We start from the raw sequence: 18,645 nt of genomic DNA, 5'->3' as shown, positions 1-18,645 counted from the left end.
TTACTGATTTAAATAACAAGATTGATTATTACTATTTGGTAACACTTGTGTGTAATTGTATAAATTGTTGTTATTTATCAATGTGTTATGTTTTATTTAATTTATATAAAAGTGTGAGCGGTGTAAAGAGTGAAGTGGTGAGGCTTGAATTGTGTGGTTTCGTTTCTTAGCGAATTTAAGCTATTTATTGGGGTTGAATGGCAGTGAGATTACGTAAGCTATCAAATAGCCGTTATAATCGAGAGAAAATGAGCTTATATAGACGTTGATATGCAATTAAAACCGCTTGCGAAGGGAAGGTTTCGAGATCAGTGGCAGCAGCATCATGATTCGATTGAGAAGATCATGAGGCAATGTATTACAGAAACGAAAACGGTAGAGCGTCACTATAAATTAATGGAGCAAGGTCAGCAGGTGAATGAGCTGATTTATGTTCCAAGTGGCAGAATTTCTATGGGGTATACCGCCAGAAATGGTCGTAGTTTCCAACTCGGTACCATGACATGTGATTCGCAAATATTTGGCGAAATGGAGTTTTTTACTCAATATCTTTGTCAGTTGGATATTATTGCTGAAGAACCATTATCTATATCAACTATTAATGGCGATAAGTTACATGAGGCATTAGTTAAAACCCCACAGTTTGCATTATTTTTTGCCAGCGCAATTGCAATAGACTACCAAGATACCGTGGATATTTTGACTCGAAGAATGCTGTATCCCATTGCCTACAATATTGCCTACGATTTATATCATCAGTATCTGCATGACCAGCCCGTTGAAGGATTTAATCGGTGTTACTTAGAGGCTGAGCGCTTTGCTACCACTGACAGAGTATATCGAAGAGCAGTTAAAAAGCTGGAAGATTTAGCACTGATCAAGCGTGAAAAAGAAGGCATTATTATTCAAGACTTAGCTGGACTGAAAGCTTTCATAGCACAATAAAACGATTACATTAACGGTTTATATAAAAGCCTCTTTATCATTTTGATATCAGAGGCTTTTTTGACGATTTATTTTCCGCTTATCCTGTTGCTAATGACGCTTGTTGGCGACGAGAAGCAATTAACATCATAATAATCAATGCATAAATAACAGGGATAGCATACATCACAGTTTGCAGGCCAATGATGCTTTCAAACATTGAACTAATCGCTGGGCTGAACATTGCGCCAGCACTACCACTGATTAAGATATAAGACACATTTTTGCTACTTGCTTGTTTGACGAATGATACGCCGTAAGCAATGAAAGCATTATACAGCGCCGCACAAGCAAAACCGTAGCCATAGGTTAAGTAGCCAATCCACTCTAAGTTAGTTGTCGTTACAATTAAGCTGGTAATCACTAACGCAAGGGAGATCATTCCCATAATAAAGTGCTGAATTTTAACTCGCGATACAATGGCTGTTGAGACTAACGCACCGATTAATGCTGCTGACCAGTACTGAGTAATAATATTGCCAGCTTCTTCAAATGGGATAGTAAATTTTTGCGACACAAATGTCGGTGCCCAAGTGAGGAAGGTATAGAGGCTCAGCATGCCCAGAAACAAGCCTACACCACCACTAATGATGCCAAGGTTCCATTCTGACTTTTCTTCAGCTTCATCGGTAGCAGAGGTAGACTCACAGAGGTCAAAATTGGTTAGCAGCGCAATAGCAGCTGTAGCGAGTGCAACGATACCCACAGCTAAATAACTGTAACTCCAAGAGAGTGCATTAGTTAGGGCGTATGTGGTTATCATTGGGAAGATGACACCTGCAACATTGAAGGTGGCATCTTGTACTACAAGCATGGTGCTTTGAATTTTATCTTTCCAGACTGATACCACAATGGTGCCCGCGATACATAGCCCAACACCTCCACACAAACCAATGACTGTCATGGCAATCATGACAACGGATAGTGAACTGGTGAAATGCAGCGCTGCAGCACTTAATGCGATAGATACGTAACTGATCAGTGTGATGCGTTTGACGCCGATTTTTTCAATCAAAAAGAAAGCGGCAATGGTACCTGCTAATGCGCCGCCATTGAGTAATGAAAAAATAGAGGCAACTTCATTGATGTTAGCGGAAAACTTATTGGCAATTGGCTCGATTAGCATGCCAAATTGCGTAGCAAAACCTGCCATCACAAAGTTGGCTAAGAAACTGAGCAGAGTTAAGGATATTTTATTTTTCATAATTGGTGCCCTTTATGCTGTAACAACCCTAATGTTGTTTTATTGACTTGCTGTTTCTAATGCCAGCTTTATCATTTGGTTAAAGGTTAATTGTCTTGCTTCGGCGGTGGTTTCTTCGCCCGTTAAGCAGTGGTCTGATACAGTCAAAATCGCTAATGATTCAATTCCGTGTTGATGAGCTAACCCGTAAAGGCCTGCGACCTCCATATCGATGCCTAATACACCAAAACGTTCAAGTGCTGGGATCATATCTTCGTCTGGATCGTAATACAGATCGCCAGTGAAAATATTGCCCACCTTAACGTTAATCTGTTCTTGTTGAGCAATAGTGTAGGCTTTGTTTAATAGGCTGAACGTTGCCGATGTAGCCATTTGATAACCACTACTGCGTTTTGCGTTGGTTGGTGAGTCGGTGCCTGCTGCTTGGGCTAAAATAACGTCGTTAATTTTTACATCATGTTGCGTCGCACCTAAACTGCCTACTCGAATAATGCGCTTTACGCCAAAGTCATTTACTAATTCATGGGCATACAGCACCATCGACGGGATCCCCATCCCGTGCCCCATGACTGAAATTCTTTGGCCGTTATAAAAACCGGTATAACCCAACATGTTTCTAATGTTGGTCACTTCGACTGCATTGTCTAAGAAGGTTTCTGCGATGTATTTAGCGCGTAGCGGATCGCCCGGCATAATAATGGTTTCGGCAAAATCACCCAGTTTGCCATTGATGTGTGCGGTCATTGTATTTCCCCTTTTTTTAATTAACTCGATAATAAGTGGCGAGAACTTAAGCTGTGAGGACAAAAGTCCGCATAGGTTGAAAGAGCTGCAAAAACTATCAGTGGATCACAAAATTGGCGTATGATGCGCCTTTTCAACTATCGTGATTCTCGTTACTTGCTTATGCGCCATTTAAAAACCACTCATCATCCAGATACCCCCATTGAATTTGTGAACGATACAAATAACGTCATGCTAACTCGACGAGCGGCTAGAGCGATTGTGCTACAAGGTCAGAAAATACTGATGTTGTATACCGCCCGCTATCATGATTACTCATTGCCAGGCGGTGGTGTTGATGATCACGAAGATATTGAGCAAGGCTTAGTCCGTGAGTTGAGTGAGGAAACGGGCGCGCGTGATATTCGAAATATTAACGAGTTTGGTTTATATGAAGAGTACCGCCCTTGGGCTAGGAATGGGGCAAACCTCATGCATATGCTGTCTTATTGTTATACCTGCGAAATAGATCAAGAGTTAGGTGATACCCAATTTGAACAGCATGAAATTAATAATGGCATGAAGCCTGTCTGGATGGACATTGATCAAGCCATTCAACATAACCTTGATACGATGGCCAATAGTGACAAGAAAGGCTTATCCATTGAGCGTGAGACCTTTTTGCTGAAGTTAATTCAACAAGAGCTACTGTAATACGCTGGATGTTTGATGGCTTAAAAGTACGACTTGTGTAACAAAAGTGTAATTTCACCAACAATTTAAAACCTTTTTGTTACGTATGTAGTGGTTGAGTTTACGGACTTCATATATGCTGCGGCTATTATTAATCTTATTGATTTTGATAGGGGTTGGTTTGTTTTAAACCTATTGAAATATCATGTTATTTGAGAAGTATTATGAGAAGCAGTTATTCACAACGTGGCTTTACGTTAATAGAACTTGTGGTCGTCATTATTATTTTAGGTGTGTTAGCCGTTGTGGCAGCGCCTAAGTTTTTAAATCTGAAAACAGACGCAGTGACTGCCAACTTACAAAGCTTACAAGCGAGTTTACAATCGGCGAATTCACTGGTTTATTCAAAAGCGGCTATCGACTCGCAAACAAGTCTGGAGTCAGGTGAAGTTGAGGTTAACGGCGTAAAAATCGCAACGACAGTGGGCTACATTACTGCATCTAAAGTGAATATTCCTAAAGCTGTAGAAGGGGACTTTGCTGAGTTAGCCAGTCCAGCGGAAGCATTTACTCAAGATTGGGGGATCTATGATGTACCCAACTCTGGTGTGTACATTTTCCCACAAGGATACGATATCAGCAGCAATTGTAACTTACGCTATAGCGTGACAGCGAACGTTGCAGAGCCAGCGTTTTATGATTTAACCGTTACGGGTTGTTAATTTCATCGAAAATGATAAAGCCTGAAATTTTTATTTCAGGCTTTTTTTTGGGTGTTTATATTCGGATTACATATTTTGTTAGCATAAAACTAAAATCGATATTGGTTATTTAGCAAATTATATATGAGGTATTACTGAAAATACCTATTTCGAGGTATGCTAAATTAGTATTAGTTAATGATCTTGCTCACAATTATTGATACGCAATTGTAGTCTTTTTGTAACATTGTTTTAGATCAATATTTATAGTTTATTTCACCTATATAACATCACTCGAGATGATGAAATATAAGGATTACAATAAATGAAATTAACTACCCTCACATTAGCTGTTCTTGCCGGATTAGCGACTTCAGCAGCGTATGCTGAAACAGAAAGCGTCGATCCATTAAAAAAAGCGTTTATCGATGACTCTTCAGTGAATGTGCAGTTTAGACTTCGCTATGAAGATGTCGATGTGGCGAATGTTGACCAGCAAAATCAAACCACATTACGTACTCGTTTAACTTATCAAACCGGTGATATTTATAATCTATTTGCTTTAGCAGAAGTTGATGATGTGCGCTCAACAGACAACGAACCTTTGATTGGTGATTACAAATATACTCAAATTAACCAAGGGTTTATTGGTTATAAAGGGCCTGCTGAAACCTTAGCTAAATTAGGCCGCCAACGTATTTTATTAGATAACCAACGTTTTGTTGGTGGGGTTGGCTTCCGTCAAAATGAACAAACTTACGATGCGGTATCTGTTAAAAATACGGCGATTGAAAACCTCACTGCCTATTATGCGTACGTGGCCAATGTGAATCGTATTTTCCCAGAAGGCTCAGGTAAAGAAGAACACGAGAACGAAACCAGCTTAATCAATATTAATTACAAAGGACTCGATTTTGTTAATTTAAGTGGTTACGGCTATTTGATTGATAATACAGATGTTGCTGCATTCTCAACTGATACCTTTGGTGTTCGTGCAACGGGTAATATTAAGTTAGATGCACTGAAAGTGAGCTATGAAGCTGAATATGCTCAGCAGTCTGAAGGCGGTGATAACCCAGTCAGTTACAGTGCAGATTATTACAAATTAGGTGCCGGTATTGATTTTGATGCTTTTGGCGCAAAAATTGGCTACGAAGTACTTGGCTCTGACAGCGGCAAAGCTGGCTTTATTACACCATTAGCAACATTACATGCCTTTAACGGTTGGACTGATAAGTTTTTATTTGGCGGTAAAGGTAACTGGGATAATGGTTTGGTTGATACCCATGTGATTGTAACGGGTAAAATTGCCGGCCTTAAACTTTTAGCTAAATACCACCAGTTTGAGTCTGATTATGGTGATATCGATATGGGGACAGAGTGGGGCGTTGCTGCTACATACCCATTTGCGAAGCATTATAGCCTAGGCGTTAAATATGCAAGCTTCAGTGGTGCTGACGAAGGTTATGATTTCTCAAATGATACCGATAAATTATGGCTGACATTCCAAGCTAACTACTAAGTTGTAAACATCTAACCAACGGCAGTTTAGGTGAGCTGTCGTTGTTGACGCTCCCCCACCTAGTTTGCAGGAATCGATTAGATTCCTGCTTTTTTATGCCATTATTTATACCGCTTTAGCGCGAAACTTCTCGCTCGGATTAACTAATTCATTTTGCGCAGCAATGGTTTGCAGTTCCCATTCTTGTCTTTGGTGAGTCTCTTTTAATACGCCGTAACAGGCATTAGTTGCATGCTCAAATGCATCGACTTCGCTCATGCCATTTAATAATCCACCAGTGAATAAAGCGGAGATTAAGTCACCGACACCAACTGGTTGTTTATCAAATTCAAGTTGTGGACGCTGGGTAATATAACAACCTGATTCAGTGGCGAGCATCATGGTAAAAGTGTCATCAGCAACAGAGTGCAGATGTTTTACTAACACCATTTTAGGCCCCATCGATAACGCTTTTTGACAAGCGGCTCTGGCTTGCTCAAGGTTGTTGATTTCCATTTTAGTAAACTGAGTTAACTCAAATTGATTCGGCACAATCACATCAGCAATCGGCATCACTTCATTTATCAATTGTTCGGTAATACCTTCTGCGAGAATGCAGCCCTTTTCAGGATCGCCCATCACAGGATCGCACACATAAAGTGCAGCTGGATTTTGCAGTTTGACTGTATTGACCGTGTTAATAATAGCTTGGCATTGTTCTGCGCTACCTTGGTAACCTGATAATACCGCCTGACAGTCTGCTATTTTGCCGATATTGTCGATACCAGTGACTAGCTGATTGATATCATCTGCTGAAAAAGCGCGGCCTTTCCATCCTTGTGAGTACTGGGTGTGATTCGAAAATTGTACGGTATGAATAGGCCAGACTTCCATTCCCATGCGTTGCAGTGGAAATACTGCAGAGCTATTGCCAGCATGGCCAAATACCACATGAGATTGAATTGAAATAATGCCTTTCATTTATGACCTACTTTTATTGAGTTGTTTGATGCAGTTATCGCTTGAATTGAGCTTAATACACAGTCTGATGTGCAGACTGAGCTAGTTACTTTTTACGTGTTATAAGTATTAGCTTTTAAGATGCTAATTCATGGTTAGCTTATAGTCGCTTAGTATGGATATATCAATAATAGACATAGTAGTCTGTGATCTTGAAGTGTTTAAGCTACACATAAACCACAACTTAAGCGCTGAGCGCATGGCAAACCTGCTTGAATAAACGTAATAAAACGCCAATCTTATGATTGGCGTTTATCGTCATGCTAATAGATTAACTTATTAAATCAATTAAGCTTGAGCGGCTTGGTATTCAGCAAAGTAGTCATCTAATACTGAGCGAGTTTCACGGCCAATTAACTCATATTCGTAATGAGTTAAGTTAGCTAGAGAAACACGTACAGACGGATGAACAACATCAAAGCCTTTACCTGGTAATAAGATAACCCCAGTTTTATGGGCTAAACGGAATAGGAAGTCTTTACCTTTACCGTGCTCTTTAAACCAGGTGACAAACGCGTCACCATAAAGCTTGCCACCTAAAGTATCTAGCTCAAGTAAGGTGTAGTAATCAACACGGTCTTCGTTGTCTTCAACTTCAACACCCATGTTTTTATAGAGTGTGATGTAACGTTCACGAATAATACGTTTACAAGCCGCTTTGTAGTTATCTTCTAAATCCATTAAACAGTTTAGAGAGAATAACGCCATTTGCACTTGCTGTGGTAATGCTAAACCGGCAGTGTGGTTTAGTGCTACCGCGCGGCTATCTGCAACGATACGATCGATGAATTTGATGCTACGTGGATCTGGCGTGATTGTTTTGTAACGGTTATCCAACTCTAGTTGATGTGCTTCAGGTAAGGCGCGCATAGCATCATCAAAGACATTGCTGTGGTGAATACCAATAGTGCCTAAGCGCCAACCGGTCGCACCAAAGTATTTTGAGAATGAGTAAACGCATAAAGTGTTGTATGGCAGTTTGGCAAACAAAGACACAAAGTTATCAGCAAAAGTGCTATATACGTCATCAGTAATGATGAATAAGTCGCTACGTTGGGTGTTTACAAAGTCAGTTAAACGGTTAAGTGTATCGTTTGAAAACTTAACAGATGCTGGGTTAGCTGGGTTAACAACACATAATAGCTTGATGTCAGTATCCGCTAATTTTTCAATTTCTGACTGTGGTAACTGCCAAGTGGTTTCGTCTAGACGGATCTCAACAATTTCAAGGTCGTACTCAGCTAGCTCTGGGATCTCTAAGTAAGGCGTAAAGATAGGCGTGATTAACGCGATTTTATCGCCTTTCTTAAGTAAGCCATTGTTAGCCATTGTCGCAAAAGTATAAGTCATTGATGCTGTGCCACCTTCGGTAGCAAACAGGTCAAAGTTAGTGGTCATTGGCATATCGCCATACATTTCTTCACCGATGTACTGTTTTACGACTTTCTCGATGTTGGTTAGCATGCGTGAAGGGACAGGGTAGTTACAGGCTAAAAATGCGTTTACAAATTCGTGTAAGAAAGACTGCTTTTCAATGCCTAAACGATCTTTTGCGTAGCTGATGGCTTTTTGTAAAAACTCAACGCCTTCTCTGCCTTGATTTGCTTTAGCAAACGTATCGAAACGTTCAACAACACCTTCGCCATCAGGGATGCCACCAAAGCCTTCATTTAAGTAAGAATAGCTGCGCTCTGATTCTTCTAATGCAAAATCACCTAAACGTAGAAATGCTTTACGTGGTAGGGTTGCTAGGAAGTTAGGGTTACCACGACCTGCATCTAATAAGGTGCGATCTGGAACTGTTTGCGCCACTTCAATTAACTTATCTTTTAGCTCAAATGGGCTTAAGTTAGCGAACTGGGTGAAGTCGATAGCCATTGCTGTATCAGTGTGTTGGTTGTTCATAATGTTTACCTATTTATATTTAATAAAATTAATGTGTTGGCGAGTAAGTTGAGTTGAACTCACTCGCCGAATTCGTCTTACAGAATTAAAACTATTGAGTTGAAATGATGCCGACAATGATTGGGCCCCAAAGGGTGAGCAGTACATTGGCAATGGCGTACGTTACGGTGAAAGCAAAAACCGGTGTTGCGTTACCTGCTTTTTCAAGTAAGGCTGCGAATGCTGGGTTTGCGCTTCTGCCACCAGATACACAGGCTAGTGCTTCAATTGGATTATTAATTTTCAACACGTAGTAAGAAATAAAGAATGAAATGATTTGCGGAATAATGGTTACTGCCATACCCAAGAACAATAAGGTTAATCCGTGTTCTTTAATGGTATTAATCGCCTCAGGTCCAGCTTGTAGGCCTACAATGCCGACAAACACAGCTAAACCAAAATCACGTAGGAAGTTAGAAGCACCTAATGGTAAAGAACCAATTGCAGGTTTACGGCTACGTAACCAACCCACAAATAAACCTGAGATCAAACAACCAGCGCCAGAGCCGATAGTGACCGGAATACCTGCAATTTCGAAGCTGATTAGGCCAATTAATAAACCTGCAACCATACCTAGACCAAAGAAAATAAAGTCTGTAGCGAAGGCTGAACCTAAACGTTTACCAATGGTTTTCTCAACGCGGTTAATGTCTTTTGCGTTACCAGTTAGTTGGATGATGTCGTCTTTAGCGACCAAAAAGTCAGCAGTAATCACTTGTGAGTGGCCACCACGAATAATATCGGTGACATACACGCCGCGATAAGTATCAGCATTCGCTTTTGCTTTAATTTGGGCGATGGTTTTACCGACCAATTTGGCATCTTTAGCAATCAGTTGACGATTTTCTTCGATTAACACTGTGCCTGTCGGAATAGCGACTTCACTAGTGGCAGCACCCATATGACCCGCAATCGCTTCACGGCGACCCGTAACAATCACTATGTCACCGGCCTTGATTGAAACCGCTTTGTCGAGCTCTATGTCGCTGCCATCTCGTGTAATCATTTCGATAGCAATTTCAATATAATCTTTGTTAATTTGCTGAATCGTTCTGCCAATAAATGGATTATTCTCATCAACTTTATAAGCACGTGAAACTAAATCAGTGATGGCGTTAAACTCACCAGGTGCCAGTTCAGGTTTACCCCCTGACATTGATTCAGCTAGTTTGATTGCTTCACCACGGATATCCCATTTCATAAAGGTAGGAATTAACCATGACACCATCAAAATTGGACCTAAAGAACCAAAAATGTAGGTAACGGCATAACCTACAGCCACATTGGTCTGCATCATTTGTTTGGCTTCTTCAGTGACATTACCTAACTGAGATATTGCATCACCAGCGGTACCAATGATGGCTGATTGAGTGAGACCACCTGCAGCAAGACCTGCGGCGGTGCCACTATCAAGATCAAACATCATTGCTGCAGCAAGTACACACAATAAGCCTGTTACAGTCATGACAACTGCTGATAGGAGGATATTAATGGTTCTAAAGTTGAGCGCACTGAAAAATTGTGGCCCGCCTTGATAACCGACGGCGTAGATAAATAACGCGAAAAAGATGGTTTTTACACCAGGATCTATTTGAACTCCGAATTGGCCAATTAGTACACCCATGATCAAGGTTCCTGCCACACCACCTAGCACAAAGCGGCCGATAGTGATTTTACCAATGAGGTAACCTAGAGCGAGTGTTATAAATAAAGCGATATAAGGAGATATGGCAAATAGTTGTTCGATAATGCTCATAGTATTTGCTGCCTTAAAAATTAATAGTTCTTTAGTGAATGTTCACTGATTTAGTTGAAACTCAAACCAATTCACCGAAGAACTGAACTTGTAAGTGAGGGGCGTGGTTTCGGCAGCAATGTTAGGGGGATAAATTAAACATGTTTAATCTTATATGAAGGATCAGACCCTCTATAAATTATTGGTAAATTTGATGAACAACTGGAAGTGATTTTTAAGCTAATGATTATAAGAGATAAAGTCTCTAACCTTGGTAAGGTAGCCGAAAGTGAATGTTTAGGTTTTTTACTCAAATATATCCATTAAGAGATATAAAAAAAAGCAGATAAATATTGAAGATGGCGAAAATAGAGTAAATTTAGATAAAAAAGATTGCAGCTTATCCGAAAATAAGCTGGTGCTAGAAATGGTGCTGAAAAGCTTAACCTTGATAATTGGCGAATACCTTAACGATATTCTTTTTAATTGGTGCCACTTGTTTTGAGTGTGGGGACCACATTGCAATCGGGACGTTCAAATGGTCTTGTATTTCATCGCATTCAAAGGTCACGAGGTTCTCTTTAAAAAGTTGAGAGTTGATGACTGAACTCGGTAACACTGCCCAGCCAATATTCTGCTGCACAAATTTTATTACCAATGCCATTTGATCTATAGCTTCATAATCGGCTGATAAAACCACTTTTTCTTCCATGTCGTCATCAATCATCGACTTGAGCACGAGCTGTCGTGATGATTTCATCACGGATAAGGCTTTACTCTTTGGGGTTGTTGCTAGTGGGTGTTCTTTACCAGCATAGAGAAGAAACTGTAAATTTTTTAAAAACGTAAAGTCGATGCTATTAACGATTTTACTGCTATAAACGTTGACTATCGCAACATGGATAGTCCCATTTTCAATGCCTTTCTTAATTTCCGGTTTGGTTCGCACAATAAAGTGAACTTTCATACTTGGAAATTCGATATCAAGACTTTTACGTATTTCAGCTAATATCCCTTGGGGTAAAAAACTGCAATACGCAATAGTGATAGATTCAAGCCCACCATAAGATAAACTCAAGGCGACTTTATCAAAGGTCAGTGCTTGTTGTACCGTGGTTTTAGCGTATTGATAAAGTAACTCACCATCTTCAGTGGCTTCAACACTTCTACCAATTCGATGAAATAACTCTACAGCAACCTGATCTTCAAGGTTAGTGATAACTTGACCGACAGTGGTGCGATGTTTTTCAAGTTTGGCAGCTGCTTTGCTAAAGGAGCGCTGCTCATATACTGCAACGAAAGCGCGTAACTGCTCTAAGCTAAAATTCATTGGTTATTGGCTCCTTTATCAATTAAGTACGCAAGTTGATGCTGTGCTATTTTTTACGAGATTAAACACAAAGTTAATTAAGTTTTTACTCATCGTTTTAGTGTAATCAAGCTTGAGACTAAATGATACTGTTTGGCTATCACTATGCCGTGAACGGACTATTCTTTATCGGTTTGTGAACTGGGTGAGTGCGGTGTTAGGCAGCTTGTTTAAAGACTGGTTACATCAGGTTACGCATCCCTCACTAATAAGCGGCAGAAAGTCATCGTTTAGCTTGAAGGGTCAAGTCCTCCCAAAGCGATTTCGGCAATGTCCCATACTCTCATAAAATAATGCCATTAATGAGTGAAATGACATTGTGTCCTCTGTTTTTGCTCTTTCGTATATAACCTTATTGGTGACTCAGATGCCTCATGAATTTGCTATTGGAGAAGTGTATTTTCCGCCCCTGCTCATTACTGTGATGTTGGCTTATTTTATAACCGTCGCGTTGGTCTTTATTGCAAACAAACTCGGTTGGCAAAGAGTGATCGTTATGCCTGCTCTAGTCGAGCTTTGCATGGTGGCGATTATCACCGTGTTATTAAGCCGATTTATTGCATTTACCTAATTCATCAGATTTTTGGAGTTTGTTATGTTTCGTATAATTACTACGCTGGTGATGGTTGCGATTGCTGCCGTTGCAGTGTTAAGCCAATACCAAGATTATAGCGCTAATCCGTGGACTCGAGATGGTCAGGTAAGAGCGCATATTATTCAGATAACCCCAAGAGTGACGGGACCTGTGACTCAGGTGTTAGTGGAAGACAATAGTCAAGTAAAGCAAGGGCAGCTGTTATTTGAAATTGACCCAAGTTTGTATCAAGCAGAATTGAGTAACGCAAAAGCCAAGCAGCTTCAGGCTAAAGCGTTATTAGATAAAGCTAACAATGAAAATCACCGTGCAATGGCGCTTGAAAGCCGTAAGCATGGCACGGTATCTGAACTTGATTTAAACAACTTTCAAAATGCTGTGCAAACCGCACAGGCTAACTTGGCTGCTGCTGATGCTGTTGTAGAGCAGGCTGAACTTAACATGGCCTATACCCATGTCACAGCTCCTACCGATGGATTTATCACTAATTTGAATTTAAGACAGGGCGCCCAAGTTGTGGCAAACAATCCTGTTGTAGCCTTGATTGATCAAAATAGTTTTTGGATTGAAGGCTTCTTTAAAGAAACGGACTTACAAGGCGTCAATATTGGAGACAAAGCTCAAGTCACTTTAATGATGAATCCAAATAGCCCTATTAATGCTCAAGTAGAAAGTATTGGTTACGGTATCGCCAAATCAGATGGCAGCACGGGCAATACATTATTACCAAACGTGAACCCTAACTTTCAGTGGATCCGTCTCGCACAGCGCATTCCTGTCAAATTGCATCTAGAGCAAGTGCCTGAGAATGTGCAACTGCGAGTGGGTACAACGGCATCTGTACAAATATACACCGGCGTTTAATTTCAGGTTAACCGAACCGTTTATATCGGTGAGTTGAGCTGCATGAGTTGGTTGTGATACTCACTGAAATTGGGGATAAAAAATGTTAAGTCGCGCAATGAAAGAAGCGATTAAGGTTTCGTTAGCCTTTACCAGCGCAATTGTACTGGCAATATTTTTTGGCTGGGATAAACCCTACTGGGCAGCAGTCACAGTCGTGACCTTAGCTTCAAATGAATCATTTAGCCATTCCATTCATGCGGCTCACAATCGTATTATGGGGACGTTTGTTGGTGCAAGCTTGGCAATTGGCATGGTTGCTTTCTTTGCTCAAGATCGATTTCTGTTTATTGGCAGTTTTATACTTCTGGGTGGCTTATTTACTGCCATGTCTTATGATCGTAAGAATGGTTACTTTTTCAGAATCGCATTTGTTGTCTGTGCATTAATTAGCTTTATGGGCAGTTTTGATGATGCAATATCAGTCAAGATAATCTTTTTAAGGCTGCAAGAAACCATATTAGGGGTTGTTGTATTTTCATTGGTATATCAATTTTTATGGCCAATGAATTCAGAGGTAGAGTTTTACGATCAGCAAAAAAGCACATCAAAAGGGCTACATGACTTGCTGGTGGAGTTGATTGAATGTGTTAGTGGTAAAAGAGCCTACACCCAAGAGACAATAGCTGACTATCAAGCAAGATTATTGGCAATGTCGAATAATATTAAGTCTCACAGTTTAATTTTAGATTTACCTGCTGCAGGTAGTTATCAGCTGTCACAACAGCGTAAGCACTGGAGAAAACTGACTCTTGCTAGCGATGAAGCCATTATTAAATTACAAGCTTGGTTAGATAAAGCGGCGCCATTAGTGAATAACACAAAGTACCCATCTGACTCTGAACATCAACAGGGTCGCACTTTACTTAGTGAACTTGCGAATGAAGCATTAATTATTGAGCTTAATGAGGAACTGGCTGAGATTAATAACACGGTTAACTTAATTCAAGAGGCAAGGCATGCGTTACACAATTCAGCAGGCCAAGTTAATAAATCTTTTGGTGCAGTAGAAAAGATTAACATTACGAGTCATTGGCAACATGTTATTAAGCAATGGAATAATCCAATACCATTATCAACACGGCTTAAAGACTCGGCGATTGTGATGGTGTCGCTAATGGCCAGTTTTGCTTTATGGATATATGTGCCGTTGCCAAATGGTTATATGTTCCCAATGTTGGCGGCAGTATTTGCTATGAACCTTATTGCGATGCCAAAGATCATCGTGGATCAAGCCTTGGTTGGGATGTGCGTAACAGGCACGTTAGTGCTACTACAATATACGTTCATCATGCCAGCATTGACTGAAATCTGGCAGTTAGCGGCATTCTATTTTATAAATTTACTGATTATTTGGCGGGTATGTTCAACACCAGAACTCGCTGTTCAAAAAGTGGTTGGTGGGAATTTATTAGTTGTATTAACCATGAGCGCACTGTATCTCACGCCGAGCTTTGATATTACCGCCTCACTTAATATGTTCGTGCAGGTATTTTTAGCTGTAGGTGTTACTCGCTTTTTTATTGCTTGGTGCAAAGAGGGCTAAACAATTTGATGAGTCTAGGGCCTGTTGATCTTTCAAGGTTGTTTTTGCAGCGAATTGTTGGCCATTTATACAAGGCAGAGACTTTGTAGTGTAGTTATTCTACATAAAAAGTCGAAAACGCAGTAAAAATGGTCAACAAACGCTGCCCAAAGGGGTCGACTAAAAGCGTTTTACTCTTTGTTGGATGCATCTTTTTAAAAAAGAAGTGCTTAGATGACTAGGCATCAATCCATCCGCCTCAATTAAAACGCTTTTATTTCGAACAAAACTTAATCTGCAAAGATTAACAGGCCCTAGTGACTTAATAATCGCTAGGCTTATTTTGTCATTGGGCTAGAAAAAGCCATATTTAGAAAAGCCATAAAAGCTGACTTCTAAATGTTAACTTCAATTAATTTTTGCGCCTTTAAGCTTAATAAGATGTGATTGTTTATTGAGCTTAATTTTACTCTACTTAACAAAAAACTGTTTTACCTACGCTGCTTTTTACGCATTTTACCCTCGGTTAACATTAAAGATAATAACGCTTTAATTCTCAAATTACTCTTGTAGCATGCCAACAAATTATATTGTTCCTTCGTTTTTTTCATAGAGATGATGTGTGCTGAGTTGGGAATAACACCATGCTTATTGAGCATCAAACTGTTCGTTTACAAGTTGATAATGTACTAGTGCAGTATCATATTTTTGATACGAATGAACCCGTGATGGTGACTTTCCCACCTAACTGCCAAGCTTTAACACAAGATCAAGTTGATGCCGATAAGCAGGCTTGGAGCTTTCAATTTTTTAGCAAGCGGAAAATGAATATTATCGCCTTTAATCATATTGGTGGGGACGATCATTATTTTGATTCTTTTATTTTCGCGCAATTTCTTCAAAAATTGTCACTCGCGCTGCAGCAATTCCCGAAAAGAATAGGCTATGGCGTGAGTAAAGGTGGCTTTGCTACCGCCTTTCATGCCGACACGCTAAAGTTGGATAAAGCGTTACTGTTAATGCCGGTGAGTACCTATTGGCAGCCTGCAGCGCCTTGGGACCCTAAACTCGAGAAGCATTTTCAACTGCAAAAAGGCAATATGTCCCATCTCAATGCGAGTGAGTGCAAAACGCCTTTGACCATCATTTATGACCCTTTATACAAACCTGATGCTAATCATAAAGCCAGCTTCAAAAGCTGTATTGCCAGTTATCGATTACCTGGTGTTGGGCACCGAATAGCAAGAGCATTGGCTGATATAGGTTTATTAAAAGACATTATTCTAGCATTCAGGGAAGGTGATATTGATTCTGCTCGTTTTTACCAAGCGGCGCGCAAGAGAAGGTATTTATCTTATTACTTTCGTTCTCTTGATAAAGTGCATGTCGGAACCGTTTCCAAAAAACGTCTAGCAATAATCTACTTACATAAGTTTTACCGATATAAAGAACAAAGTATTGATCTTGATAAAATCAAAGCTAGATTACAAGAAAGTGTGTGTAAACGCCTAGATTATGTATGTTGCCTTGTACACGGGAAAAAAATACTTGCCATAAGAAATGTTGCAGCGGGGTCGGCATTGGTTTTCTGTTAACGGGTGTAATTATGAAAGGATGAAGTTAAAAACGAACCAAGGTTCGTTTTTTTATGTCTGTCTTTTCTAGGGCCTGTTGAACTTTCAAGGTTATTTTTACAGCGAATTGTTGGCCATTTATACAAGGAAGAGACTTTGTGGTGTAGTTATTCTACATAAAAAGTCAATAACGCAGTAAAAATGGCCAACAAACGCTGCCCAAAGGGTTCGAGTAAAAGCGTTTTACTCTTTGTTGGATGCATCTTTTTAAAAAAGAAGTGCTTAGATGACTAGGCATCAATCCATCCGCCTCAATTAAAACGCTTTTATTTCGAACAAAGCTTAACCAGCAAAGATCAACAGGCTCTAGTATTTAAATATATTTTCTTCCTCTTTCGCTGATTCTGTTCCTTTATTGATTATTGAGATAGTTATTGCTCATCTGGCGTAAATTGATAACTATTGCAGTGATAAATAGGTGATTATTTGTTCATCAAATACGTCGCAAAAAGGAAATAAGATGCCTATTACTTACAAAAAGTCGCTGACTACACTTGCTGGAATATTGTCGACTTTTGCGTTTGCCACCGCGATTAACTTATCAACGGTAAATCACAGTTTGGCCGCCCAATATGTATTTCCTCAGCAAAACCAAAGCACAGAACAGCAAGCGGCGGATGAATCCAGCTGTGATACCTGGGCGACGATTCAAACAGGCTTTGAGCCAAATGCAGCACCCTCGACGACACAAGCGGCTCAAGCAGTTGAACCAACAGCTGAGCGAGGGTCGGGTATGCGTGGTGCGATAGCTGGGGCAGCAACAGGGGCGATGATTGCTGAACTAGGAGATGATGACCGCAGCAATGCCGCACAAAACGGTGCTGCAATAGGCGCAGTGGCGGCAAGAAGACAAAGCCGCCGCGCATCAATCCAACAAGCCGAACAACAGCAAGCTGCTGAGCAGCAAGCACAAGCAGCTAGTACAGTTGGAGAAGATAACTTTTATCAAGCACGAGCGGCGTGTTTAGAAGGCAAAGGTTACAGTGTCAATTAACGGCATTAACTCGATTACGTATCAATGCCGTTTCGTTGAAGCTCATCTTCAAGTAATTGTCTGCCGTTGGTTTGCACATGATTTAAGAATTGATCCGCGATTAAGGTTTGTCTTTTTGATTTAGACCAAACAAAAAACCATTTTGCATTAATGGGTAAAGCGCTGACAGGAAGACGAACCAAGCCATGTTGTCCGCCGTATGTCAGGGTATGGGCAGACAATATAGAAATACCTAGCTTTGCCATCACACAATGTTTAATTGCTTCATTACTTTCAATGGTCATCTTTACATTGGGAGTCACATCATGCTCCTTAAAGAACCCTTCAATAGCATGACGCGTGCCCGAACCTGTTTCTCGAATTAAAAAGGGGGCTTGGCATAATTGCGTTAAGCTAACGTGTGGCTGTTTTGCTAATGGATGATCTTGATGTGCAATGGCGACCAGTGGGTTTTGTAATAATTCAATACTGTTAAAGTCTGCATCGATTGGTGGGTGACTGAATACGTAAAAGTCATCAATACCTTGCTTTAAACGCTCAATGGTTTGTTCACGGTTACCCACATTTAATTGAATATCAATTTCAGGAAACTGCTCGCAAAAAGGGCCCAACAAATGCGGAATAAAATATTTGGATGTCGTGACAACGGCAATACGTAACGTCCCCGTTTTACATTCACGTAAATTGCCTAACGACATATCGAGTCTGGCAAAACTGTCTAATACTTCTACCGCTGTTTTGACCATTTCTAGGCCAACATCGGTAAAGACAAGCTTTCTATTTGATAAGCGGTAAATGGGTTCACCGACAGCATCAGCAAGCTTTTTCATTTGAATTGAGACGGTTGGCTGAGTCAGAAATAATGCTTTAGCGGCTTCGTTTATGCCACCTTTATCATGAACAGCTAACAGAATTTCTAATTGCCTGATGGTGCCAATGTGGGCGTGTAACCTTGATTGCATGTTAACGACTCTTAGATGTGAACGATTACTTTTCGATTCAATTTGCTTTGTAAGCTTACTTTAAAATCTAATATAGATAATAGTCTATTTAACCTATAGGTAATATCAATTTTTATCTATTTGTATCTGTTGTCATAATGCCGTCATAAATATCATTG

Annotated in this window: 16 protein-coding genes; 9 read left to right on the top strand and 7 right to left on the bottom strand. The window is 40.2% G+C overall.

Annotation, left to right across the window (positions count from 1 at the left end):
- Nucleotides 1-270: 270 nt before the first annotated feature.
- Nucleotides 271-945: a Crp/Fnr family transcriptional regulator gene (locus tag J8L86_RS17035; RefSeq protein ID WP_055024786.1), complete on the top strand. Its 675-nt coding sequence runs from the start codon at nt 271-273 to the stop codon at nt 943-945.
- Nucleotides 946-1,024: 79 nt separating this feature from the next.
- Here J8L86_RS17035 and tsgA read toward each other — a convergent pair whose 3' ends face one another.
- Entirely contained in the window at nt 1,025-2,188 is a 1,164-nt protein-coding gene (gene tsgA / locus J8L86_RS17030) for an MFS transporter TsgA (RefSeq protein ID WP_211031103.1), read from the bottom strand.
- A 39-nt stretch (nt 2,189-2,227) separates the two neighbouring features.
- Nucleotides 2,228-2,932, bottom strand: a complete 705-nt coding sequence (gene deoD / locus J8L86_RS17025; protein ID WP_055024784.1) for a purine-nucleoside phosphorylase — start codon at nt 2,930-2,932, stop codon at nt 2,228-2,230.
- 162 nt (nt 2,933-3,094) lie between these two features.
- On the opposite strand from deoD, the gene J8L86_RS17020 reads away from it, so the two are divergent.
- The 3 genes from J8L86_RS17020 to J8L86_RS17010 all read left to right on the top strand — a co-directional run bounded on the left by J8L86_RS17020 (nt 3,095) and on the right by J8L86_RS17010 (nt 5,827).
- Nucleotides 3,095-3,625: an NUDIX hydrolase gene (locus J8L86_RS17020; protein ID WP_211031131.1), complete on the top strand. Its 531-nt coding sequence runs from the start codon at nt 3,095-3,097 to the stop codon at nt 3,623-3,625.
- 203 nt (nt 3,626-3,828) lie between these two features.
- Nucleotides 3,829-4,326, top strand: a complete 498-nt coding sequence (locus J8L86_RS17015; RefSeq protein ID WP_065109963.1) for a type II secretion system protein — start codon at nt 3,829-3,831, stop codon at nt 4,324-4,326.
- A 304-nt stretch (nt 4,327-4,630) separates the two neighbouring features.
- The gene (locus tag J8L86_RS17010; protein ID WP_211031102.1) at nt 4,631-5,827 is read left to right on the top strand and encodes an alginate export family protein; all 1,197 of its coding nucleotides are present in this window, start codon (nt 4,631-4,633) and stop codon (nt 5,825-5,827) included.
- A 105-nt stretch (nt 5,828-5,932) separates the two neighbouring features.
- Here the strand turns inward: J8L86_RS17010 and pdxY are convergent, their stop codons facing one another.
- From pdxY to J8L86_RS16990, 4 genes are all read right to left on the bottom strand, one after another.
- The gene (pdxY, locus tag J8L86_RS17005; protein ID WP_211031101.1) at nt 5,933-6,787 is read right to left on the bottom strand and encodes a pyridoxal kinase PdxY; all 855 of its coding nucleotides are present in this window, start codon (nt 6,785-6,787) and stop codon (nt 5,933-5,935) included.
- Nucleotides 6,788-7,114: 327 nt separating this feature from the next.
- Nucleotides 7,115-8,731, bottom strand: coding sequence for a bifunctional aspartate transaminase/aspartate 4-decarboxylase (locus tag J8L86_RS17000; RefSeq protein ID WP_211031100.1), 1,617 nt, complete (start codon nt 8,729-8,731; stop codon nt 7,115-7,117).
- Between the two features lie 91 nt (nt 8,732-8,822).
- Nucleotides 8,823-10,526, bottom strand: a complete 1,704-nt coding sequence (gene aspT / locus J8L86_RS16995) for an aspartate-alanine antiporter (protein ID WP_211031099.1) — start codon at nt 10,524-10,526, stop codon at nt 8,823-8,825.
- Between the two features lie 421 nt (nt 10,527-10,947).
- Nucleotides 10,948-11,835, bottom strand: a complete 888-nt coding sequence (locus J8L86_RS16990; protein ID WP_065109968.1) for a LysR family transcriptional regulator — start codon at nt 11,833-11,835, stop codon at nt 10,948-10,950.
- Between the two features lie 406 nt (nt 11,836-12,241).
- Here J8L86_RS16990 and J8L86_RS16985 point away from each other — a divergent pair, with 406 nt between their 5' ends.
- The 5 genes from J8L86_RS16985 to J8L86_RS16965 all read left to right on the top strand — a co-directional run bounded on the left by J8L86_RS16985 (nt 12,242) and on the right by J8L86_RS16965 (nt 17,525).
- Nucleotides 12,242-12,445 (top strand): DUF1656 domain-containing protein, encoded by a 204-nt coding sequence (locus J8L86_RS16985; RefSeq protein WP_211031098.1) that lies wholly within the window; start codon nt 12,242-12,244, stop codon nt 12,443-12,445.
- 24 nt (nt 12,446-12,469) lie between these two features.
- Complete coding sequence (locus tag J8L86_RS16980) at nt 12,470-13,333, top strand: HlyD family secretion protein (protein WP_211031097.1); 864 nt, start codon at nt 12,470-12,472, stop codon at nt 13,331-13,333.
- A gap of 82 nt (nt 13,334-13,415) precedes the next feature.
- Nucleotides 13,416-14,918 (top strand): FUSC family protein, encoded by a 1,503-nt coding sequence (locus J8L86_RS16975; protein WP_211031096.1) that lies wholly within the window; start codon nt 13,416-13,418, stop codon nt 14,916-14,918.
- A gap of 623 nt (nt 14,919-15,541) precedes the next feature.
- Nucleotides 15,542-16,492 carry a hypothetical protein gene (locus J8L86_RS16970; protein ID WP_211031095.1) on the top strand — a complete coding sequence of 317 codons (951 nt, stop codon included), beginning with the start codon at nt 15,542-15,544 and terminating at the stop codon, nt 16,490-16,492.
- 499 nt (nt 16,493-16,991) lie between these two features.
- Nucleotides 16,992-17,525, top strand: coding sequence for a hypothetical protein (locus tag J8L86_RS16965; RefSeq protein WP_211031094.1), 534 nt, complete (start codon nt 16,992-16,994; stop codon nt 17,523-17,525).
- A gap of 14 nt (nt 17,526-17,539) precedes the next feature.
- Here the strand turns inward: J8L86_RS16965 and J8L86_RS16960 are convergent, their stop codons facing one another.
- Nucleotides 17,540-18,487, bottom strand: coding sequence for a LysR family transcriptional regulator (locus J8L86_RS16960; protein WP_211031093.1), 948 nt, complete (start codon nt 18,485-18,487; stop codon nt 17,540-17,542).
- Nucleotides 18,488-18,645: the final 158 nt, after the last annotated feature.

Origin of the sequence: Shewanella sp. MMG014 (assembly GCF_018100775.1) — a bacterium.
Classification (GTDB): domain Bacteria; phylum Pseudomonadota; class Gammaproteobacteria; order Enterobacterales; family Shewanellaceae; genus Shewanella; species Shewanella japonica.
This window is presented reverse-complemented; position numbering and strand designations above follow the sequence as displayed.